The organism is Paraburkholderia sp. J41 (assembly GCF_905220235.1).
GTDB lineage: Bacteria > Pseudomonadota > Gammaproteobacteria > Burkholderiales > Burkholderiaceae > Paraburkholderia.
Genome location: NZ_CAJMZE010000029.1, coordinates 57,423 through 78,877, shown reverse-complemented (window position 1 = coordinate 78,877; position 21,455 = coordinate 57,423). Strand labels below are relative to the sequence as shown.

At 65.7% G+C, this 21,455-nt stretch carries 16 protein-coding genes; 14 read left to right on the top strand and 2 right to left on the bottom strand.

Features of this window, described 5'->3' with window-relative positions; genetic code table 11:
* Positions 1 to 85 precede the first annotated feature (85 nt).
* A complete protein-coding gene (locus U5805_RS24585; protein ID WP_322106115.1) occupies positions 86 to 1,279 on the bottom strand; it encodes a M20 aminoacylase family protein in 1,194 nt (397 codons plus the stop codon).
* Positions 1,280 to 1,457: 178 nt separating this feature from the next.
* Between U5805_RS24585 and U5805_RS24580 the strand changes: the two genes are divergently transcribed.
* Positions 1,458 to 3,536, top strand: coding sequence for a molybdopterin oxidoreductase family protein (locus U5805_RS24580; RefSeq protein WP_322106114.1), 2,079 nt, complete (start codon positions 1,458 to 1,460; stop codon positions 3,534 to 3,536).
* Between the two features lie 143 nt (positions 3,537 to 3,679).
* Positions 3,680 to 5,347 (top strand): long-chain fatty acid--CoA ligase, encoded by a 1,668-nt coding sequence (locus U5805_RS24575; RefSeq protein ID WP_322106113.1) that lies wholly within the window; start codon positions 3,680 to 3,682, stop codon positions 5,345 to 5,347.
* Between the two features lie 184 nt (positions 5,348 to 5,531).
* Here U5805_RS24575 and U5805_RS24570 read toward each other — a convergent pair whose 3' ends face one another.
* Entirely contained in the window at positions 5,532 to 6,707 is a 1,176-nt protein-coding gene (locus U5805_RS24570; protein WP_322106112.1) for a porin, read from the bottom strand.
* A gap of 414 nt (positions 6,708 to 7,121) precedes the next feature.
* On the opposite strand from U5805_RS24570, the gene coq7 reads away from it, so the two are divergent.
* The 12 genes from coq7 to murC all read left to right on the top strand — a co-directional run bounded on the left by coq7 (position 7,122) and on the right by murC (position 21,453).
* Entirely contained in the window at positions 7,122 to 7,823 is a 702-nt protein-coding gene (gene coq7 / locus U5805_RS24565) for a 2-polyprenyl-3-methyl-6-methoxy-1,4-benzoquinone monooxygenase (RefSeq protein WP_322106111.1), read from the top strand.
* Between the two features lie 398 nt (positions 7,824 to 8,221).
* Positions 8,222 to 8,650 (top strand): division/cell wall cluster transcriptional repressor MraZ, encoded by a 429-nt coding sequence (gene mraZ, locus U5805_RS24560; RefSeq protein WP_322106110.1) that lies wholly within the window; start codon positions 8,222 to 8,224, stop codon positions 8,648 to 8,650.
* A 16-nt stretch (positions 8,651 to 8,666) separates the two neighbouring features.
* Complete coding sequence (gene rsmH, locus U5805_RS24555) at positions 8,667 to 9,620, top strand: 16S rRNA (cytosine(1402)-N(4))-methyltransferase RsmH (protein ID WP_322106109.1); 954 nt, start codon at positions 8,667 to 8,669, stop codon at positions 9,618 to 9,620.
* Positions 9,617 to 9,970, top strand: coding sequence for a cell division protein FtsL (ftsL, locus tag U5805_RS24550; RefSeq protein WP_322106108.1), 354 nt, complete (start codon positions 9,617 to 9,619; stop codon positions 9,968 to 9,970). Before rsmH ends, ftsL begins: the two co-directional genes overlap by 4 nt.
* The gene (locus U5805_RS24545) at positions 9,967 to 11,880 is read left to right on the top strand and encodes a penicillin-binding protein 2 (RefSeq protein ID WP_322106107.1); all 1,914 of its coding nucleotides are present in this window, start codon (positions 9,967 to 9,969) and stop codon (positions 11,878 to 11,880) included. The genes ftsL and U5805_RS24545 overlap by 4 nt, the downstream gene beginning before the upstream one ends.
* Positions 11,877 to 13,436 carry a UDP-N-acetylmuramoyl-L-alanyl-D-glutamate--2,6-diaminopimelate ligase gene (locus U5805_RS24540; RefSeq protein WP_322106106.1) on the top strand — a complete coding sequence of 520 codons (1,560 nt, stop codon included), beginning with the start codon at positions 11,877 to 11,879 and terminating at the stop codon, positions 13,434 to 13,436. Before U5805_RS24545 ends, U5805_RS24540 begins: the two co-directional genes overlap by 4 nt.
* A complete protein-coding gene (locus tag U5805_RS24535) occupies positions 13,433 to 14,881 on the top strand; it encodes a UDP-N-acetylmuramoyl-tripeptide--D-alanyl-D-alanine ligase (protein ID WP_322106105.1) in 1,449 nt (482 codons plus the stop codon). The genes U5805_RS24540 and U5805_RS24535 overlap by 4 nt, the downstream gene beginning before the upstream one ends.
* 19 nt (positions 14,882 to 14,900) lie before the next feature.
* Complete coding sequence (mraY, locus tag U5805_RS24530; RefSeq protein WP_322106104.1) at positions 14,901 to 16,070, top strand: phospho-N-acetylmuramoyl-pentapeptide-transferase; 1,170 nt, start codon at positions 14,901 to 14,903, stop codon at positions 16,068 to 16,070.
* Between the two features lie 55 nt (positions 16,071 to 16,125).
* Entirely contained in the window at positions 16,126 to 17,649 is a 1,524-nt protein-coding gene (gene murD, locus U5805_RS24525) for a UDP-N-acetylmuramoyl-L-alanine--D-glutamate ligase (protein WP_322106103.1), read from the top strand.
* Entirely contained in the window at positions 17,646 to 18,926 is a 1,281-nt protein-coding gene (ftsW, locus tag U5805_RS24520) for a putative lipid II flippase FtsW (protein WP_322106102.1), read from the top strand. Before murD ends, ftsW begins: the two co-directional genes overlap by 4 nt.
* A complete protein-coding gene (murG, locus tag U5805_RS24515) occupies positions 18,923 to 20,062 on the top strand; it encodes an undecaprenyldiphospho-muramoylpentapeptide beta-N-acetylglucosaminyltransferase (protein ID WP_322106101.1) in 1,140 nt (379 codons plus the stop codon). Before ftsW ends, murG begins: the two co-directional genes overlap by 4 nt.
* On the top strand, positions 20,059 to 21,453 hold the full coding sequence (murC, locus tag U5805_RS24510; RefSeq protein WP_322106100.1) for a UDP-N-acetylmuramate--L-alanine ligase: 1,395 nt from the start codon (positions 20,059 to 20,061) through the stop codon (positions 21,451 to 21,453). The genes murG and murC overlap by 4 nt, the downstream gene beginning before the upstream one ends.
* Positions 21,454 to 21,455 lie beyond the last annotated feature (2 nt).

The following is a 21,455-nucleotide window of genomic DNA, read 5'->3' as shown; positions in this document are numbered from 1 at the left end:
TGGGCAGGGGCTGCGAAGCCCCGGAAGAACAAGCCGCCTTGAGGGGCGGCTTTTTACATCAAGTCACGCCAGCTAACCGGGGCACTCACTTCTGCGCGAGAAACCTCGTCGCCAGATGAACCCAGAACGACGATCCGACCGGCAGCAACTGATCGTTGAAGTCGTAGCTCGCGTTATGGAGCATGCACGGACCCGCGCCGTGCCCGGCCTCGCGATGGCCACCCTCGCCGTTGCCGAGGAACACGTAGCAGCCCGGCTTTTCCAGCAGCATGAACGAAAAGTCCTCGGCGCCCATCGTCGGTTCGACATGGGCGTCCACGCGCTCCGCACCCACGAGCTCGCGCATCACTTCCGCCGCAAACCGCACTTCCGCGCTGCTGTTCACCGTCGGCGGATAGTTGCGATGGAAAGTCACGTCGACAGAGCAGTCGTACGCGTCAGCCGTGTTTTCGGCGATCTTGCGTAGACGCATCTCGATCAGGTCCAGCGTTTCGGTCGTGAAGGTGCGCACCGTGCCGGCGATCCACGCCGTGTTCGGCACGACATTTACCGCATCGCCGGCATGGATTTGCGTGATCGACAGCACGGCCGTATCGAGCGGCTTCTTGTTGCGCGTGATGATGCTTTGCAGCCCGTTCGCGATTTGCACCGCGGTGAATACCGGGTCGCGTCCGTTGTGCGGCAGCGCCGCGTGCGAACCCACGCCCCGGATCTCGATACGAAATTCGTTGCTCGACGCCATCATGGGCCCTTCGGTCACGCCGAAATGTCCCGCCGGCATGCCAGGCCAGTTATGGATGCCGAACACGGCATCGACCGGAAACTGCTTGAAAAGACCGTCTTCGATCATCGCTTTAGCGCCCGCGCCGCCTTCCTCTGCGGGCTGAAAAATGAAGACGATCGTGCCGTCGAATTCGCCATGTCGCGCGAGGTACTGCGCCGCGCCCAGCAGCATGGCCGTGTGACCGTCGTGGCCGCACGCGTGCATCTTGCCTTCATGGCGCGAGCGGTGATCGAACGTATTGAGTTCCTGAATCGGCAGCGCGTCCATGTCGGCGCGCAAGCCGATCATTCGCTTGCCGTTGCCACGCTTGAGCACGCCGACCACGCCGGTTTTGCCCATTCCACGATGCACCTCCAGCCCCCATTCGGCGAGTTTCGACGCCACGAGGTCGGCAGTCTGGGTTTCTTCATAGCGCAACTCGGGATGCGCGTGGATCGTTCGTCGGAGGCCTTGGATTTCGCCTTGGGCGGCCTGAATTTCCGGGATCAATTTCATGGCTGACGGTGTTCGAGAGAGTGAGCGCCCGGCCTCCGCGCTGGCTTGCCCGGCCGGGTCTAGACGATCCATTCTACGCCGAAGGTTTTTTTTCGCGACAACGACCGGAACGTCCGCGTGGGCCGTGCCGTGGACAGACTAAAATCACGAATCTGATTCAACGCCTCGTCCGCCGCCCATGAACGCCCCAGCCGAATTTGCCCGCGCGGTCTGTCCGCACGATTGCCCCGATACCTGCGCGATGCGCGTGACGATCGACAACGGCCGGGCAGTCAAGGTGAGCGGCGACCCCGACCATCCGCCCACCCAAGGCGTGCTCTGCACGAAGGTCACGCGCTACGCCGAGCGCGTCCACCACGCAAAGCGTCTCATGCAGCCGATGAAGCGCGTGGGCGCCAAGGGCGAAGGGCGCTTCGAGCCGATCACCTGGGACGAAGCGAGCCGCATCGCCGCCGACCGCCTCGGTGAGATCGCGCGGCGGGCGCCCGAAGCGATCCTGCCATACAGCTACGCGGGCACGATGGGCCTCGTGCAAGGCGACAGCATCTCGCAGCGGTTTTTCCACAAACTCGGCGCTTCGCGGCTCGATCGCACGATTTGCGCGGCGGCGGGCGCCGCCGGTCTGCGCTACACCTTCGGGTCGAGCCTCGGCATGCTCACCGAGCATTTCGCCGAAAGCGAGCTGATCCTGATCTGGGGCGCGAACCCGATCGCGTCGAATCTGCATTTATGGACGCGTGCGCAGGAAGCCAAGCGCAACGGCGCGAAGCTGATCGCCATCGACCCGTATCGTTCCCTCACAGCCGAAAAGTGCCATCAGCACATCGCGCTCAGGCCCGGCACGGACGGCGCGCTGGCACTCGGCATGATGCACGTGCTCATCAGCGAAGATCGGCTCGATCACGACTACATCGCGGCGTATACACATGGTTTCGAGGCGTTGAAGGCGCGCGCGCTGACCTATGCGCCCGCGCGCGTCGCGCAAATCTGCGGCATTACCGAGCAGGAAATCGTCGATCTCGCGCGCCTCTACGCATCCACGCGCAAGTCGGCGATCCGCATGAACTACGGCTTGCAGCGGGTGCGCGGCGGCGGCAACGCCGTGCGCGCAATCGCGTGCCTTCCGGCGCTTACGGGCGCGTGGCGCGAGCGTGCGGGCGGCGTGCTGCTGTCGTCGTCGGGTTGGGCGCCGGTCGACGCCAACGCGTTGCAGCGTCCCGACCTGATTCCGGGCTGGCCGAAGCATCAGCCGCGCATCGTGAACATGAACCAGATCGGCGATGCGCTTACGCACGCGGGCGGCGCCGCGTTCGGCCCGAAGATCGAGGCCGTCGTGGTCTACAACGCGAACCCGGTCGCGGTGGCGCCCGAATCGGCGAAAGTCGCGGCGGGCTTCGCGCGCGAGGATCTTTTCACCATCGTGCTCGAGCAGTTCCAGACCGACACGGCCGATTATGCCGACTTGCTGCTGCCCGCCACGACGCAGCTCGAACATGTCGATGTCCACAAGTCCTACGGCCACACGCACGTGATGGCGAACCTGCCCGCCATCGCGCCGGTAGGTGAGTCGCGTCCGAATACGGAAATTTTCCGCTCGATCGCGCGCGCGATGAACCTGAGCGAGCCGGCGCTGTTCGAGAGCGACGAAGAAGTGGCGGCGAGCGCGTTCGACTGGCGCGATCCGGCGTTCGCGGGCGCGGACTGGGCCACGCTCAAGCGCGAAGGCTGGCTCAAGCTCGACATCGCCGATGCGCCGTTCGCGAACGGCGGGTTCCGCACGCCCACGGGCAAGTGCGAGTTCTACAGCGAGGCGCTGGCGAAAGCCGGGCTCGACCCGCTGCCCGACTACCTGCCGCCCTACGAATCGGCGGACGGCGCGCCCGAGCTGGCCGCGCGTTATCCGCTCGCGATGATCTCGCCGCCGGCGCGCAACTTCCTCAACAGCACCTTCGTCAATGTGGAAAGCCTGCGCGCGACCGAAGGCGAGCCGCACGTCGATATGCATCCCGCCGACGCCGCGCAGCGCGCCATCGCCGACGGCGACGAAGTCCGCATCTTCAACGATCGCGGCACCCTGCGCGCGCGGGCGCGCGTCACCGAACGCGCACGCGCGGGGCTCGTCGTGGGCTTGTCGATCTGGTGGAAAAAGCTCGCGCCCGACGGCCGCAACGCCAACGAAGTCACGAGCCAGGCGCTCACGGATCTGGGCGGATCGGCGACGTTTTACGATTGCCTCGTCGAAGTCGAGCGCGCTTGAGCCCCGTTTTTCGTCTTGTATGCCGCCGGCCGCCGGTTCGAGGGGCTTTTCTAACTCGCTGATTTGCGGACATAAACGCCGGATCGTCATGCTACGATCCGTTTTTAGCACGATCATTCGAAAAATCGAGGAGGAGACGCCGCATGGAAAAAGTCTGGCTGAAATCGTACCCGCCCGGCGTTCCCGCTGAAATCGACATGAGCCGTTACGCGTCCATCACGGCGCTGCTCGAGGAGAGTTTCGGCGCCTACCGCGCAAAGCCCGCGTTTGCGTGCATGGGCAAGACAATCACGTACGGTGAGCTGGACCAACTCTCGCAGCGCCTTGCCGCCTGGTTCCAGTCGCGCGGTCTTGCGCGCGGCGCGCGCATCGCGCTCATGATGCCCAACGTGCTGCAATATCCGGTCGCGCTCGCGGCGGTGCTGCGCGCGGGCTATGTGGTCGTGAACGTGAACCCGCTCTACACGCCGCGCGAACTCGAGCATCAACTGAAGGACAGCGGCGCCGAGGCCATCGTGATCCTCGAGAACTTCGCCGCGACGCTGGACGCGGTCATCGCGAATACGCGCGTGAAGCATGTGCTCGTGGCGTCGATGGGCGACCTGCTCGGCGCGAAGGGTTTTATCGTCAATTTCGTCGTGCGCCGCGTGAAGAAGATGGTGCCCGCATGGAGCTTGCCGGGCCACGTGCGTTTCAACGACGCCATTGGTGCGCGCACGAAGTTTCAGCGCGTGGAGCAAACGCTCGATGACGTGGCGTTCCTTCAGTACACGGGCGGCACGACCGGCGTGGCGAAGGGCGCGACGCTGCTGCATCGCAATCTGGTTGCGAACGTGTTGCAGTCGGCGGCTTGGACCGCGCCCGCGCTCGCGCGGCTGCCTGCGGGCGCTCAGGCCGTGACGGCCGCGGCGCTGCCGCTTTATCACGTGTTCGCGCTCACCGTGTGCGGCCTGCTCACGATACGCACGGGCGGCCTCGCCATCCTGATTCCGAATCCGCGCGACATCGCCGGCATGATCAAGGAACTGCACGGCTACTCGGTCACGACGTTCCCCGCCGTCAACACGCTCTACAACGCGATCCTCAACCATCCCGATTTCGACAAGCTCGACTTTTCGCATCTGCTCGTCGCGAACGGCGGCGGCATGGCAGTGCAGGAAGCGGTCGCCAAACGCTGGTACGAGCGCACGCACACGCCCATCGTCGAAGGTTATGGCTTGTCGGAAACGTCGCCGAGCGTGACCTGCAATCCGGTCACGGCCACCGAATACACCGGAACGATCGGCTTGCCGTTGTCGTCGACGGAAATTTCGATTCGTGACGACGAAGGCAACGAACTGCCGATCGGCGCGGCGGGCGAGATCTGCATTCGCGGTCCGCAGGTAATGGCGGGTTACTGGCAGCGGCCCGAGGAAACCGCCAAGGTCATGACGGCGGACGGCTACTTCAAGTCGGGCGACGTGGGCGTGATGAACGAGCGCGGCTATATCAAGCTCGTCGATCGCAAGAAGGACATGATTCTCGTCTCGGGTTTCAACGTGTATCCGAACGAAGTCGAAGACGTGGTCGCGAAGCTGCCGGGCGTGTTCGAAGTGGCGGCGGTCGGGGTGCCGGACCCGCATTCGGGCGAGGCGGTGAAGCTCTACATCGTCAGGAAAGACGCGGCGCTCACCGACAAGGACGTGTTCGATTACTGCAAGACGCAGCTCACGGGCTACAAGCGCCCGAAGATTATCGAGTTTCGCAACGATCTGCCGAAAAGCAACGTCGGCAAGATTCTGCGGCGCGAGTTGCGCGACGGCCGCGTTTGAGCGTTTCGACGGGCTTCGGGCGAGTTGCCCGCGCACCGGTCCTGGAAAGCCTGCCTTCGTGGCGGGCTTTTTTCATTGCGCGAGCGGTGCTTTCCGCTGGAGCGCACATGAGCGAAAGCGGCTTTGAAGCGCAAAAGAAAAAAGGCGCCCGGAGGCGCCTTCGAGTTTGAAACGACTCTTCTTCTTAGAACTTGTGACGGATGCCGACGCGAGCCGTGAACTGGTTCTGGTTCGACGAGCCGGTCAGGCCGTTGATGCCGGCCGTTGCGTCGACGATCTGGCCAGCCGAGTTGAGCGTGTCGCCCAGCGCGTGCTGATAGACGCCGACCACGTAGACGTCCGTGCGCTTCGACAGGAAATAGTCGACGCCCACCGAACCCTGGTGGTACTGCGCACGCGAAGCGCCGTCGATCGACGCGCCGCGCGTGTAGTCGTACGCGAGACCTGCGAGCAGGGCCGGCGTCAGTTGGTACTTGAAGTTGACTTCGGCATTGTTCAGCGTTGCCGACTCGCCGCGGCGGCCTGCTGCCGCGTAGGTCGTGCCGAGGTTCGCGAAGCGGATGTTCGAGTACGTGAGGCCGATCGTTGCGGCGCCGAACGTGTAAGCGCCGCCCGCACCGATCACCTGGTACGTGTTCGCCGAAGCGAAGCCGGCGTAGACCGGCGAGGTCACGGCGGCGTTCGCAGCGGCTGCCGTGCCGCCGTTGTTGAACAGACCGCCCGACGCCGCCGGCGTGCGCGCATTCAGGTAACCGACGCCGAGCACCAGCGGACCGTTGTTGTAGCCTGCGCCCAACGACCAGATCTGGTTGTGCGAGAAGTCGCCGGCCGTGTTGCCGAAGCTGTACGTGCCGCCGAACGTCAGGCCGGCGAAGTTCGCGCTGGTGAACTTGATCGTGTTGTTCGTGCGATACGCGTTGTTGAAGTTGTCGAGGTCGCCCGGGTGAGCGGCGATGTAGCCGCCCCACTGGTCGCCCGCTTCGAGCGGACCGACGTAATCGACGACGGAGTCGTACTGGCGACCCAGCGTGACCGAGCCGAACTGCGCCGTGCTCAGGCCGACGTAGGCCTGACGGCCGAACATCAGGCCGCCTTGACCGAGCTTGCCGTTGTTCACGTCGAAGCCGTTTTCGAGCACGAAGAGGGCCTTCAGACCGCCGCCGAGATCTTCGGTGCCGCGCAGGCCCCAACGGCTGCCTTGCAGGACGCCGCTCGACAGGTTGTACAGATGCTGGCCGCCCGAGTTGGTGTTGATGTTGAAACCTTCGTCGATGATGCCGTACAGCGTGACGCTGCTCTGTGCGTGAGCAACGCCCGCGAACGCGCCTAGCGCAGCAAGCGCGAGAAGCGACTTCTTCATTGAAAGATCTCCAGTGTTTGCGAATATTTATGCGTCTTTTTAACGGGACCGATTTTTTATCTTGCTTGGCCCCGCGTCTAACTTCGCGAGAAGTTGCATGTAATGTAACAAAAGGGTTTTCGGCCACAAAGGAAAAGGGGAACGGGGCTAAGTACCTGTTTCGTTTACACAACATGGCTTAGAATATGCGCCTATCTATCGGCGCTGCCCCGGATTGACGGATCTTTCGGAGAGTGTGTAGCCGCCAGGAATCGCTCAGACACGCTACGGCGCGCAGCGGGAACGATCGCCGCGGGCGAGCGAAATGCGTACGGTCGGCGAGCCGTTACCGCTTGGCGGCGTACTCCGCAGGCGAAGGACGCAAGAGGGCGCAAAAGGGCGCAAAAGGGCGCAAGAGGACGTAAGGGAGGCTGGATGACGCTGGACGATTTGATTACCGAATTCGATCGGGGATTGCGCTCGATCACGGGCGTGTCGCGCATGTCGCGTGCGATGCCGCAACCGGTCGCGCCCGAGTTGTCCGTCGTGCCCGCCGCGGCCAGCTCTCCCGAAGCAGCCGGAATTGCGTCGGAGGCCGAAGCAATCGCTCCGGCCACGGATCTCACGCCCGCCGAACGCGCGCACGCCGCCGGCCTCATGCGCGTGAATCACGTGGGCGAGGTGTGCGCGCAGGCGCTCTACCAGGCGCAGAAGATGGCAACGCGTTCGCCCTCGCTCAAGGCCGCGTTCGAACAGGCGGCGCGCGAAGAGGAAGATCACCTCGCGTGGACCGCACGCCGCTTGCAGGCGCTCGACTCGCGTCCGAGCCTGCTCAATCCGGTGTGGTACGCGGGCGCGCTCGCGATCGGGTTCGCCGCGGGCCGGTTCGGCGACAAGGTGAGCCTCGGCTTCATGGCCGAAACCGAGCGCCAGGTCGAGCATCACCTGGACAGCCATCTCGACAGCCTGCCGCCCGCCGATCTGGAATCGCGCGCCGTGGTCGAGCAAATGCGCGCCGACGAAAGCGCGCATGCAAAATCGGCCGTCGATCTGGGCGGCGTCGATTTGCCGTTGCCGGTGCGCTCGCTCATGCGCATGGCGTCGAAAATCATGACGCGCACGGCGTATCACATCTGATTAACGAAGGTGGGCCGGCAGCGCCTGTCGGCCCCAGTGAGAATATCCTTTCAGAGCAGCATCCCTCCCGGATTAATCCCCGCACGCCCCGTTGTTGCCTTCTGCGCACGCCGTTTTCCGCCGCGCTTTTCACGTATCACCTTCACATCCCGCGTTAGCTCTTTCATTCATAACGCTTTTTGCCTTTTAAGCCGACTTGAAGAGGTGCGGCTAAGTCCTTGTTCTAGCGGGCAAATTTCGTCAAAAAACGTCCGGTCTCCCTTGACCCTCGTGAAGCGTTCCTCTAAAGTGGGAGACAGTGTGAGAAAGTGTATTTTTGTGTGATTTCAAGCGCATATTCGGGTAAATTTTCGGGCTATTAGCGGAGCGGCGAGCGCCTCCGCGAGAGGGGGAGCAAATTGTTCCAGGGGGCGTCGGCGCTAACACTCGATGCGAAAGGACGGATGTCGGTTCCTTCGCGCTATCGGGACGCGCTGCAACAACAGGCAGAAGGCCGGGTGACGATCACCAAGCACCCGGACGGCTGCCTGTTGCTATTTCCGCGCCCCGAATGGGAAGTGTTTCGCGCGAAGGTCGCCGCGTTGCCGATGGACGCGCACTGGTGGCGCCGCATCTTTCTCGGCAATGCGTCCGACGTCGACGTCGACAGCGCGGGCCGCGTGCTCGTCTCACCTGAATTGCGCCTCGCGGCGGGAATGGAAAAGGAAGTCATGCTGCTTGGCATGGGTAGTCATTTTGAGTTGTGGGATGCACAAACGTATGCCGCCAAGGAACAAGCGGCGATGGCGCAGGGCATGCCCGACGCCTTGAAGAATTTCACGTTCTGATCGCGGTTAGAGAGCCATGGCACCTGCGATGGGACACGAACTGCAGCATCGCACGGTGCTGCTCGATGAAGCGGTCGACGCACTCGTCACGCGCAAGGACGGCGTCTACGTAGACGGCACGTTCGGGCGCGGCGGGCACAGTCGCGCGATTCTCGGCCGGCTGGCCGAAACCGGCCGCCTGATCGCGTTCGACAAAGACCCGCTGGCAATCGCCACTGCCGAACAGGTGGGCGACGCGCGGTTCTCGATCGTGCACGAGAGTTTTGCTTCACTGCGCGACGCCATGGCGGAGCGCGGGGTAGGGCGTGTGTCGGGTGTGCTGCTGGACCTTGGCGTGTCGTCGCCGCAAGTCGACGACCCGCAGCGCGGTTTTAGTTTTCGCGCCAATGGCCCGCTCGACATGCGGATGGACCCGACGCGCGGCGAGTCCGCCGCTGACTGGCTCGCTCGGGCCACGTTGCAGGAACTGACGGAGGTAATTCGGGATTATGGGGAAGAACGGTTTGCTTTTCAGATTGCAAAGGCGCTTGTTGCTCGCCGGGCAGAGTCCGACCGTCTCGGGCCTCTCGACAGCACGGGCGAGCTTGCCCAAATCGTGGCTAACGTCGTCAAAACCCGTGAGAAGGGTAAGGACCCGGCAACCCGCACCTTTCAAGCTATACGGATTCACGTCAATCAAGAGCTTGCGGAGTTGCAGGTCGTTCTAGAGGCAGCCATGTCGTTGCTGGAACAGGGGGGACGGCTGGTGGTCATCAGCTTTCATTCGCTCGAAGACCGTATCGTCAAGCGATTCATGCAGGCGCACGCGAGCGCGCCGGCGATCGATCGCCGCCTGCCGATTCGCGCTGTCGATCTGCCGAGCCCGCCTCTCAAGCTGCTTGGCCGCGTGTTCGCGAGCGACGAGGAAGTCGCCGCGAACCCGCGCAGCCGTTCCGCCGTGATGCGCATCGCGGAGCGCGTCACGTCATGAACCGTCTGAACATCTTCCTGCTGATCGTCGTGATGGGTTGCGCGCTTTCCGTCGTCAACGCCACGAATCAGCAGCGTCAGATCTTCATCCAGTTGCAACGCGCGCAGTCGCAGGAGCATCAGCTCCAGCAGGACTACGCGCAGCTTCAGTATCAGCAGAGCGCGCTGTCCCGAACGTCGCGCATCGAACAGATCGCCACCGATTCGCTCAAGATGCAGCCCGTCACGACCGGACGCACGCAATATCTGACTCTCGCACCGGGCTCGGCCACCGCCGTCGACGCGCCCGTGCCCACGTCCGCACCCGCGCAGGGCGCCGTCGCCACGCCCGCTCGCCGAGGCGCGCGATGAAAAAAGACACCAATCGCCGCAAGAGCGTCGCGTTCAGCGCGAACCCGATCCTCTCCGTGCGCCTGCCGATGTGGCGCTCGAAGCTCGTCGTGTTCCTGCTGTTCATGGCGTTCGTCGCACTCGCCGCGCGCGCGTTCTGGATTCAGGGGCCGGGCAACGCGTTCTATCAGAAGCAGGGCGAAAGCCGCTATCAGCGCACCATCGAACTACCCGCCACGCGCGGCAAGATTCTCGACCGCAACGGCCTCGTGCTCGCAACGAGCCTGCCCGTGCGCGCGATCTGGGCGATTCCCGAAGCCGTGCCCGACGATCTCGGCGCCGACAAGCTCGCGCAACTCGGCAAACTGCTCGACATGAGCACGACCGACCTGCGCAAGAAGCTCTCGGAAGACAAGACGTTCGTGTACGTGAAGCGCCAGGTGCCGCTCGACATCGCGCAGCAGGTCACGGCGCTCGACATTCCCGGTATTTATCAGCGCAACGAATACAAACGTTTCTATCCCGAAGGCGACGTCACCGCTCACCTGATCGGCTTCACCAACGTGGAGGACGAAGGCCAGGAAGGCATCGAGCTTTCCGACCAGAAGGTGCTCGCGGGCGTGCCGGGCATTCGCCACGTCATCAAGGACCGCATGGGCCACATCGTCGAAGACGTCGACGAAACGGTCGTGCCCCACGACGGCAAGGACGTGGAGCTGTCGATCGACAGCAAGATCCAGTACATCGCCTATTCGAACCTCAAGGCGGCGGTGCAGAAGTTCAAGGCGAAGGCGGGCGCGGCGATGGTCGTGGACGTGCGCACGGGCGAAGTGCTCGCGCTCGTCAACTATCCCACCTACAACCCGAACGACCGCTCGCACCTCACGGGCGAGCAGTTGCGCAACCGCATTCTCACCGACGTGTTCGAGCCGGGCTCGATCATGAAGCCGTTCACGATCTCGCTCGCGCTGGATCTGCATCGTGTCTCGCCGACTACACTGGTGGATACGGGCGCGGGACACTTCACGCTGGACGGCGCGACCATCACCGACGACGCCGGATTCGGCGTGCTGACGGTGGGCGGCGTGATCCAGAAGTCGAGCAATATCGGCGCGACCAAGATCGCGATGACGCTCCGGCCCGAGGAAATGTGGGACATGTACACCAGCATCGGTCTCGGTCAGGCGCCGAAGGTCGGGTTCCCCGGCGCGGCGGCGGGGCGGCTGCGTCCGTGGAAAAGCTGGCGCCGCATCGAACAGGCCACCATGTCGTACGGTTACGGCCTGTCGGTTTCGCTGTTCCAGCTCGCGCGCGCGTACACAGCCATCGCGCATGACGGCCAGATCCTGCCTGTCACGATTTTCCGTTATCCCGGCGACGACCAGCCCGTGCAGGGCACGCAGGTGTTTTCGCCCGTGACGGCGCGCGAGGTGCGCACGATGCTGGAGAGCGTGGTGTCGAAGGACGGCACGTCGCCCGATGCGGCCGTGCCGGGTTACCGCGTGGGCGGCAAGTCGGGCACCGCGTACAAGCACGGCCCGCATGGCTACGATCATTCGAAGTACCGCGCGTCGTTCGTGGGCATGGCGCCGATGCCGAACCCGCGCATCGTCGTGGCCGTGACGGTCGACGAGCCCACGGCCGGCAGCCACTTCGGCGGCGCGGTGTCGGGGCCGGTGTTCTCGGGCATCGTCGGCGACACGCTGCGCTCGCTCAACGTGCCGCCCGACATGCCGGTCAAGCAGCTCGTGGTGGAGGACAACGGCGCCTCCGCGCCCGCCGTGGCGAACGCGCCCGCGGCGAATGGCGCAAACGGCGCAAATGGCGCGAACACGAAACGCGTGCTGGCGTCCGCCGGCAAGAGCGGCGCCGCGGCGCGTCACATCAAGGTCGCCGACAACGCGAAAACCCGTCCCGGAGTCGTGCGATGAGCGCCGCGCGCACCCAGCATCCCGCGCGCGAGCAGATCGCCGGCGCGCTCGCGTGGCTGCGCGCGCACGCCGCGCCCGAAGCCGGCCTGCACGCCGACACGCGTTCGCTCCAGCCGGGCGACGTGTTCGTGGCATACGCCGTCGACGGCGCGGACAATCGCCCGCACATCGCGAGCGCCATCGAACGCGGCGCGGCCGCCGTGTTGTATCAGCCGGAAGGCTATGCCGGCGCGCCGCGCGACGCATCGAAGGCGCTCGCCGTGCCGCAACTCGACGTGCTCGCGGGCGAGATCGCGAGCGGCTGGTACGGCGACCCGAGCGACGCGATGCTCGTCGTCGGCGTGACGGGCACGAACGGCAAGACCTCGTGCAGCCAGTGGGTCGCGGCGGCGCTCACGGGCGTCGGCCAGAAGTGCGCGATCGTCGGCACGCTCGGCAGCGGTTTCGTCGGCCAGCTCGTGTACACGGGCTTCACGACGCCCGACGCGCCGCAGCTGCAACGCAGCCTCGCGAAATTGCGCGGCGAAGGCGCACGGAGTATTGCGATGGAGGTATCCTCCCACGCGCTGCATCAGGGCCGCGTGAACGGCACTTCGTTCGACATCGCGATCTTCACGAATCTCTCGCAGGATCATCTCGACTATCACGGCACGTTCGAGGCCTACGAAGCCGCGAAGGCGCGTCTGTTCGCGTGGCCGGGGCTGCGCGCCGCCGTGATCAATGTCGACGACGCGGCGGGCCGCCGCCTCGTCGCGGCAACGCGCGGCAGCGCGCGCACGATCGCTTACGGCATCGCCACGCCGGCCGCGGAATTTCCCGCCGCCGACGCGTGGCTGCGCGCGAGCGACGTGAGGGCGACGGCAACGGGCACCGCGTTTCGTCTGGAAACGTCCGATTGGGGCGAAGCCCATGTCGAAGTGCAAACGCTCGGCTTGTTCAACGTCAGCAATCTGCTCGGTGTGCTGGGCGCGTTGCTCGCCGCGAACGTGCCGCTCATCGCCGCGCTGAACGAACTCGCGAAGCTGCAACCGGTCAACGGCCGCATGGAGCGCCTGGGCGGGCGCGCCGATCAGGACGAGCCGCTCGTCGTGATCGACTTCGCGCATACGCCCGACGCGCTGGAAAAAACGCTCGAGGCGCTGCGGCCGATGGCGCAGGCGCGCGGCGGCCAGCTCGTCTGCATGTTCGGTTGCGGCGGCGACCGCGACGCGACCAAGCGCCCGCTCATGGGCGCGATCGCCGAGCGGCTCGCCGACCAGGTCGTCGTGACGAGCGACAACCCGCGCAGCGAAAACCCCGCCGCGATCATCGACCAGATCGCACAAGGCATGCGCGAACCCGCGAAGGCGCGCCGTATCGAGGACCGCGCGAGCGCGATCCTGCAAGCGGTGCGCGGCGCGGCGCGCGAAGACGTCGTCGTACTCGCCGGCAAAGGCCACGAGTCGACTCAGGAAATCATGGGCAAGAAGCGCGCGTTCTCCGACCAGGATCACGCGCGCCTTGCTCTCGCCGCTCGTCCGACTTTGGATCGGCACGGGCGCGGAGGCGGTGAATGACAATGCTTTCCCTGCGCGAAGCCGCAGCGCTGATCCCCGGCGCGACCGTTCTCGGCGACGAGAACGCGACCTTCGAGCGCATCTCGACCGACAGCCGCACGGCCGGTCCCGGCGACCTGTTCGTCGCGCTCAAGGGCGAGCGCTTCGACGCGCACGACTTTCTCGCGGAAGTCGCGGGCCGCAACGTGAGCGCGGCGCTCGTGTCGCGCAGTCCCGGCGACTGGCGCACGCCGGCGCTGCGCGTGGACGACACGCGCACGGCGCTGGGCGCGCTCGCGCTCGGCTGGCGGCGCCGCTTCGCGCTGCCGCTCGTGGCGGTCACGGGCAGCAACGGCAAGACCACGGTCAAGGAAATGATCGCGACGATTTTCGCGACGGCAGTGGGCGAAAGCGAGCGCCTGGCCACGCAGGGCAATCTGAACAACGACATCGGCGTGCCGCTCACGCTGCTGCGTTTGAATGCGGCGCACCGGCTCGGCGTGGTCGAGCTGGGCATGAATCACCCCGGCGAAACGGATCTGCTCGCGAAGCTCGCCGAGCCGACGGTGGCGGTCGTGAACAACGCGCAGCGCGAGCATCAGGAATTCATGGCGACGGTGGAAGCCGTCGCGCTCGAACATGCGAGCGTGATCCACGCGCTCAAGCCCACGGGCGTGGCCGTGTTTCCCGCCGACGACGCCTACGCGGGCATCTGGCGCGTGGCCGCCACGGGTTCGCAGATTCTCGACTTCGCGTTGCATACCGGCGAGCGTGCCGTCGATGCGGCCGTCACCGGCAAGCTGGTCGGGGAAACGGGCGGCGAGCGAAGCGGAAATCGCCTCGCGATCGCCACGCCCGAAGGCCATCTCGAAGTCGAATTGAAGGTGCTGGGCGCGCACAACGCGCACAACGCGCTCGCGGCCGCGGCGGCGGCGATCGCGGCCGGCGTGCCGCTGGACGCGATCGGCCGCGGGCTCGAGGCGTTCGAACCGGTGAAGGGGCGGTTGCAGGTCAAGCGCGCGGCGCTCGGCGAACTGGCGGGCGCGACGGTCATCGACGACACCTACAACGCCAACCCCGATTCCGTGCGCGCCGCCATCGACGTGATCGCCGCGCAAGCGTCGCCGCGCGTGCTCGTGCTCGGCGACATGGGCGAAGTCGGCGACGACGGTCCGGCGTTTCATCGCGAAGTGGGCGAGTACGCGAAGGCGCGCGGCATCGACGCGCTCTACACGCTCGGCGACGCGTCGCGCGACGCGGCAAAGGCGTTCGGCGCGAAGGCGCTGCATGCCGCCAACGTCACCCAACTCGTGAGCGCGCTCGCGTCGGCCAATTACGGCGCGAACGCCACGATCCTCGTGAAGGGCTCGCGCTTCATGCAAATGGAGCGCGTGGTGGCCGCATTGACGGCTCCCGCCGCGAATCCGCAAAACCCCGCGCCGGACGCCGCGTCCGGCGCGCATTGAAATACGAAGGAAACAGGCAATGCTACTGGCGCTGGCGCAATGGCTGCAGAATGACGCAAGCTTCTTGCGCGTGTTCAGTTATCTGACGTTCCGCGCGGTGATGGCGACCATCACCGCGATGGCCATTGGGCTCTTTCTGGGCCCGTGGGTCATTCGCAAGCTCACCGCGATGAAGGTGGGCCAGGCCGTGCGCAAGGACGGCCCGCAAACGCACCTCGTGAAGTCGGGCACGCCCACGATGGGCGGCGTGCTGATTCTTCTCGGCATCGCCGTTTCCACGCTGCTGTGGGGCGATCTCACGAACCGCTTCATCTGGATCGTGATGCTCGTGACGTTCGGCTATGGCCTGATCGGCTGGGTCGACGACTATCGCAAGGTCGTCTACAAGGACCCGCGCGGCATGTCCTCGCGCGAGAAGTATTTCTGGCAGTCGGTGATCGGGCTGTTCGCGGCCGTGTATCTCGCGTTCAGCGTGTCCGAGGCGAACAACGTGCGCGTGTTCGACCTCTTCATGGCGTGGGTGCGCAGCGGCTTGTCGATGGGGCTGCCCGCGCGCGCCGACCTCATGATCCCGTTCCTCAAGTCGATCAGCTATCCGCTCGGCGTGTGGGGCTTCATCGCGCTCACGTATCTGGTGATCGTCGGTTCGAGCAACGCGGTCAATCTCACCGACGGCCTCGACGGCCTCGTCATCATGCCGGTCGTGCTCGTGGGCGCGTCGCTCGGCGTGTTCGCCTACGTGATGGGCAGCTCGGTCTATTCGAAATATCTGCTGTTTCCGCACATTCCCGGCGCGGGCGAACTGCTGATCTTCTGCTCGGCGATGGGCGGCGCGGGCCTCGCGTTCCTCTGGTTCAACACGCACCCGGCGCAGGTGTTCATGGGCGACGTGGGCGCGCTCGCGCTCGGCGGCGCGCTCGGCACCATCGCCGTGATCGTGCGCCAGGAAATCGTGCTTTTCATCATGGGCGGCATTTTCGTGGCGGAAACGTTTTCGGTGATGCTCCAGGTCACGTGGTTCAAGTACACGAAAAAGCGTTACGGCGAAGGGCGCCGCATCTTCAAGATGGCGCCGCTGCATCACCATTTCGAATTGTCCGGCTGGAAAGAAACGCAGGTTGTCGTGCGCTTCTGGATCATCACGTTGATGCTGTGTCTGTTCGGTCTGTCCACGCTCAAGCTGCGTTGATCCAGCGCTGAATTCATCCTGGTCACTCACACAGCTTAAGGAAGGGAAGCAAGCGATGTTTGGCGAGAAGTTTCGGGATCGGCAAAAGCCGATGGTGCTCGTGCTGGGACTCGGCGAATCGGGTCTCGCGATGGCGCGTTGGTGCGCGCGGCAAGGCTGCCGCCTGCGCGTTGCCGACACGCGCGAAGCGCCGCCGAATTTGCCCGAACTCGCGGTGCGCGGCATCGAGGCCGACTTCGTCGGCGGCCCGTTCTCGCCCGCGTTGCTGGAAGGCGTCGAACTCGTCGCCATCAGCCCGGGACTTTCGCCGCTGGCGGAGGACCTTGTGCCGCTCGTCGCGGCGGCGCGCGAGCGCGGCATCGAAGTGTGGGGCGAACTCGAACTCTTCGCCCAGGCGCTGCGCCGGCTCGGCGAAAGCGGTTATGCGCCGAAGGTGCTCGCCATTACCGGCACGAACGGCAAGACCACCACCACGAGCCTCACGGGCATGCTGTGCGAGCGTGCCGGCAAGCGCGTCGCGGTCGCGGGCAACATCAGCCCGGCCATGCTCGACAAGCTCGCCGAAGCCATCGACAACACCGCGCTGCCCGACATCTGGGTGCTCGAACTGTCGTCGTTTCAGCTCGAAACCGCGCATAGCTTCGCGCCCGACGCGGCCGCCATTCTCAACATCACGCAGGATCACCTCGACTGGCACGGCGGGCTCGACGCCTACGCGGCCGCGAAAGGCCGCATCTTCGGCGCGCACACCACGCGCGTGCTCAACCGCGACGACAAGCGCGTGATGTCGCTCGCGAACGCGGGCACAAGCGCGGGCGGCGAAGCGAAGATCGTCACGTTCGGCTTGAACGAACCGCAAAGCGACGGCGATTTCGGCCTCTCGCGCGACAACGGCATGCAGTGGCTCGTGCAGGCGCACGACCCCGACGCAACCGACGAACCCGTCTCGCCGCGCCGCCGCAAGCAGCAGGCGGCCGCGCCCGTCGAACTCGCGATGAAGCGCCTCATGCCCGTCGACGCGCTGCGCATTCGCGGCTTGCACAACGCGGCCAACGCGCTCGCGGCGTTCGCGCTCACGCGCGCGATCGGCCTGCCGCCGGCGCCGCTCCTGCACGGCTTGCGCGAGTATCGCGGCGAGCCGCATCGCGTCGAGCTGATCGCGTCGCTCGAAGGCATCGACTATGTCGACGACAGCAAGGGCACCAACGTCGGCGCGACGGTTGCCGCGCTCGACGGCCTCGCGCAGCGCGCGGTGCTGATCGCGGGCGGCGACGGCAAGGGCCAGGATTTCGCGCCGCTCGCCGAACCGGTCGCGCGCTGGTGCCGCGCCGTCATGCTGATCGGCCGCGACGCGCCGAAGATTCGCGCCGCGCTCGAGGAAACCGGCATCGCGCTCACCGACCAGCCGACGCTCGAAGCCGCGGTGCGCGCGGCCACGGCGCTCGCGCAGCCGGGCGACGCGGTGCTGCTCTCGCCCGCGTGCGCGAGCCTCGACATGTTCAGGAATTACGCCCATCGCGCCGCCGTGTTCCGCGACACGGTGGAAGAGATCGCCGCAGAACGGGGGACGATGATATGAGCTGGTCCGAACGATTCGGTTCGCGTCTGTCACGCGTGGCTACCGGCGGCGCCGCGACCGCAGACGCATCGGGCGGTGGCGGCGCGGCGCGCTCGGGCGGTCTCGCGAGCGTCGTCAACGGCGTGCGTCCGGGCCGCTCGCGCATGCTCGACTACGATCATTCGCTGCTCTGGGCCGTCATTGCGCTGCTGGGTCTTGGCGTCGTGATGGTCTATTCGGCGTCCATCGCCATGCCCGATTCGCCCAAGTACGCGTCGTACCGCGACTGGGCGTTTCTCGTGCGCCACATCGTTTCGCTCGTGATCGGCACGGTCGCGGCGCTCGTGGCGTTCCGCATTCCCGTGTCCACCTGGGACCGCTGGGCGCCCAAGCTCTTTCTCGCCTCGCTGCTGCTGCTCGTGATCGTGCTGATCCCGCACATCGGCAAGGGCGTGAACGGCGCGCGCCGCTGGATTCCGCTCGGCATCACCAACATGCAGCCGTCGGAAATCATGAAGCTCGCCGTGACCATCTATGCGGCGAACTACACCGTGCGCAAGCAGGAATTCATGCACAGCTTCGGCAAGGGCTTTTTGCCGATGGCGCTGGCCGTGGGCGTGGTGGGCGCGCTGCTGCTGCTTGAACCCGACATGGGCGCGTTCATGGTGATCGCCGCCATCGCGATGGGCGTGCTGTTTCTCGGCGGCGTGAACGGCAAGCTGTTCGGCGGTCTCGTGGCGACGGCGGTGGGCACGTTCACGCTGCTCGTGTGGGCGTCGCCATGGCGTCGCGAGCGCATTTTCGCGTATCTCGATCCGTGGGACGACCGCTACGCGCAGGGCAAGGCCTATCAGCTCACGCACTCGCTGATCGCGTTCGGCCGCGGCGAGTGGTTCGGCGTGGGGCTGGGCGGCAGCGTCGAAAAGCTCAACTATCTGCCCGAAGCGCACACCGACTTCATCCTTGCGGTGATCGGCGAGGAACTCGGTTTTGTCGGCGTGCTGGTCGTCATTCTGCTGTTTTACTGGATCGTGCGCCGCGCGTTCGAGATCGGCCGCCAGGCGCTCGCGCTCGACCGCACGTTCGCGGGCCTCGTCGCCAAGGGGCTTGGCGTGTGGTTCGGCGCGCAGGCGTTCATCAACATGGGCGTGAATCTCGGCCTGCTGCCGACCAAAGGCCTTACGCTGCCGCTCGTGAGCTACGGCGGCTCGGGCATTCTGCTCAACTGCGTCGCGGTGGCGCTGCTGCTGCGCGTGGACTACGAAAACCGGGTGCTGATGCGCGGAGGCAAGGTATGACCGCACCCACGCGCACGCTCATGGTGATGGCCGGCGGAACCGGCGGGCACGTGTTCCCCGGGCTCGCCGTCGCGCATCGCATGGAGCAGTGGGGTTGGCGCGTGGTGTGGCTCGGCAACGCGGCGGGCATGGAAGCGACGCTCGTGCCGAAGCACGGCATTCCGATGGAGTACGTGCGCTTTGGCGGCGTGCGCGGCAAAGGTATCAAGACGAAGCTCATGCTGCCGCTGAACCTGCTGCGCGCGTGCTCGCAAAGTCTCGCGGCGCTGCGCCGCGTGAAGCCCGACGTCGTGCTCGGGATGGGCGGCTACATCACGTTCCCGGCGGGCGTGATGAGCGCGCTTTCGGGCGCGCCGCTCGTGCTGCACGAACAGAACTCCATCGCGGGGCTCGCGAACAAGGTGCTCGCGAAACTCGCGAAGCGCGTGCTCGTGGCGTTTCCGGGCGCGTTGCCGCACGCCGAATGGACCGGCAACCCGATCCGCGAGGAACTCGAACACGTCGCGAGCCCGGGCGCGCGTTACGCCGCGCGCAGCGGTCCGCTGCGCTTGCTCGTCGTGGGCGGAAGCCTCGGCGCGGCGGCGCTCAACGAAGTCGTGCCGCGCGCGCTCGCGCAACTCGCGCCGGGCGAGCGTCCGCACGTCGTGCATCAGGCGGGCGCGAAGCACATCGAGGCGCTGCGGTCGAATTACGTCGAAGCGGGCTTGATCGGCAACGAAGCGGGCAATGAAGCGGCCAACGAAGCGGCCGATCAAGCCGTGAAGCTCGTGCCCTTCATCGACGACATGGCCGGCGCCTACGAACACGCGGATCTCGTGATCTGCCGCTCGGGCGCGATGACGGTGGCCGAAATCGCGGCGGTGGGCGTGGCGGCGTGCTTCGTGCCGTTCCCGTATGCCGTGGACGACCATCAAACCACCAATGCCGCGTTTCTTGCCGACAAGAACGCGGCCGTGGTGGTGCAGCAACGCGACCTGACGGCGGAAGGACTCGCCGACTGGTTGCGGCAACAGACCAGAACAACGCTGGCGGAAATGGCCGAGCGCGCCCGCGCGCTCGCGAAACCCGACGCCGCCGATCAGGTCGCGCGCATTTGCGCGAGCGTGGCGGGCGTAGTAGCGGGAGGAAAGCAATGAAACACATCGTCAAACACATCCATTTCGTCGGCATCGGCGGCGCGGGCATGAGCGGCATCGCCGAAGTGCTCGTCAATCTCGGCTATCACGTGAGCGGCTCGGACCTCGCGAAGAACGCGGTCACCGACCGGCTCGCCGCGCTCGGCGCGCGCATCGCGATCGGCCATGCCGAAGAGAACATCGAAGGCGCGAACGCCGTGGTCGTTTCCACGGCCGTGCGCGGCGACAATCCCGAAGTGCTCGCGGCGCGTCATCGCCGCATTCCCATCGTGCCGCGCGCCGTGATGCTCGCGGAACTCATGCGCCTGAAACAAGGCATAGCAATTGCTGGCACGCACGGCAAAACCACGACCACCTCGCTCGTCGCGAGCGTGCTGGCGGCCGGCGGGCTCGATCCGACTTTCGTGATCGGCGGCCGTCTGATCAGCGCGGGCGCGAATGCGCGCCTCGGCACGGGCGACTTCATCGTCGCGGAAGCCGACGAATCCGACGCGTCGTTCCTCAATCTCTTTCCCGTGATCGAAGTCATCACGAACATCGACGCCGATCACATGGACACCTACGGGCACGACTTCGCGCGCCTGAAGCAGGCGTTCATCGAATTTACACACCGTTTGCCTTTTTACGGCATCGCGGTGCTGTGCGTCGACGACCCGAACGTGAAGGAAATTCTGCCGTTCGTTTCGAAGCCCATCATTCGCTACGGTTTCGCGGCCGACGCACAGGTGCGCGCCGTCAACGTGGTGCCGCGCGACGGCAAGATGTACTTCACGGCGATGCGCGAGGACGCGCCGTCGCTCGACGTCGTGCTGAACCTGCCGGGCGAGCACAACGTGCAGAACGCGCTGGCCGCCATCGCGATCGCGACCGAACTCGAAGTGAAGGACGCCGACATCCAGCGCGCGCTCGCCGAATTCAACGGCGTGGGCCGCCGCTTCCAGCGCTACGGCGAAATTCCCGTCAATGGCGGCGGCGCCTACACGTTGATCGACGACTACGGCCATCACCCGGTGGAAATGGCGGCGACGGTCGCGGCGGCGCGCGGCGCGTTTCCGGGCCGCCGTCTCGTGCTCGCGTTCCAGCCGCACCGCTACACGCGCACGCGCGATTGTTTCGAAGACTTCGTGCGCGTGCTGTCGACCGTCGACGCGCTCGTGCTCACCGACGTCTACGCGGCCGGCGAAGCGCCGATCGTCGCGGCCGACGGCCGGGCGCTCGCGCGCGCGATTCGCGTGGCGGGCAAGGTGGAGCCGGTGTTTATCGAAACGGTGGACGAAATGCCGGAGGCGCTCGCTGCCGTGGTGCGCGAAGGCGACGTGGTGATTACGATGGGCGCGGGTTCGATCGGCGGCGTGCCGGGCCGGATCGCGCAACAGGAACAAAAGGCGTGAGC

Excerpts from the sequence above, each read along its gene's own strand:
- U5805_RS24585 (WP_322106115.1), bottom strand. The coding sequence starts at position 1,279 with ATGAAATTGATCCCGGAAATTCAGGCCGCCCAAGGCGAAATCCAAGGC.
- U5805_RS24580 (WP_322106114.1), top strand. The coding sequence starts at position 1,458 with ATGAACGCCCCAGCCGAATTTGCCCGCGCGGTCTGTCCGCACGATTGC.
- U5805_RS24575 (WP_322106113.1), top strand. The coding sequence starts at position 3,680 with ATGGAAAAAGTCTGGCTGAAATCGTACCCGCCCGGCGTTCCCGCTGAA.
- U5805_RS24570 (WP_322106112.1), bottom strand. The coding sequence starts at position 6,707 with ATGAAGAAGTCGCTTCTCGCGCTTGCTGCGCTAGGCGCGTTCGCGGGC.
- coq7 (WP_322106111.1), top strand. The coding sequence starts at position 7,122 with ATGACGCTGGACGATTTGATTACCGAATTCGATCGGGGATTGCGCTCG.
- rsmH (WP_322106109.1), top strand. The coding sequence starts at position 8,667 with ATGGCACCTGCGATGGGACACGAACTGCAGCATCGCACGGTGCTGCTC.
- ftsL (WP_322106108.1), top strand. The coding sequence starts at position 9,617 with ATGAACCGTCTGAACATCTTCCTGCTGATCGTCGTGATGGGTTGCGCG.
- U5805_RS24545 (WP_322106107.1), top strand. The coding sequence starts at position 9,967 with ATGAAAAAAGACACCAATCGCCGCAAGAGCGTCGCGTTCAGCGCGAAC.
- U5805_RS24540 (WP_322106106.1), top strand. The coding sequence starts at position 11,877 with ATGAGCGCCGCGCGCACCCAGCATCCCGCGCGCGAGCAGATCGCCGGC.
- U5805_RS24535 (WP_322106105.1), top strand. The coding sequence starts at position 13,433 with ATGACAATGCTTTCCCTGCGCGAAGCCGCAGCGCTGATCCCCGGCGCG.
- mraY (WP_322106104.1), top strand. The coding sequence starts at position 14,901 with ATGCTACTGGCGCTGGCGCAATGGCTGCAGAATGACGCAAGCTTCTTG.
- murD (WP_322106103.1), top strand. The coding sequence starts at position 16,126 with ATGTTTGGCGAGAAGTTTCGGGATCGGCAAAAGCCGATGGTGCTCGTG.
- ftsW (WP_322106102.1), top strand. The coding sequence starts at position 17,646 with ATGAGCTGGTCCGAACGATTCGGTTCGCGTCTGTCACGCGTGGCTACC.
- murG (WP_322106101.1), top strand. The coding sequence starts at position 18,923 with ATGACCGCACCCACGCGCACGCTCATGGTGATGGCCGGCGGAACCGGC.
- murC (WP_322106100.1), top strand. The coding sequence starts at position 20,059 with ATGAAACACATCGTCAAACACATCCATTTCGTCGGCATCGGCGGCGCG.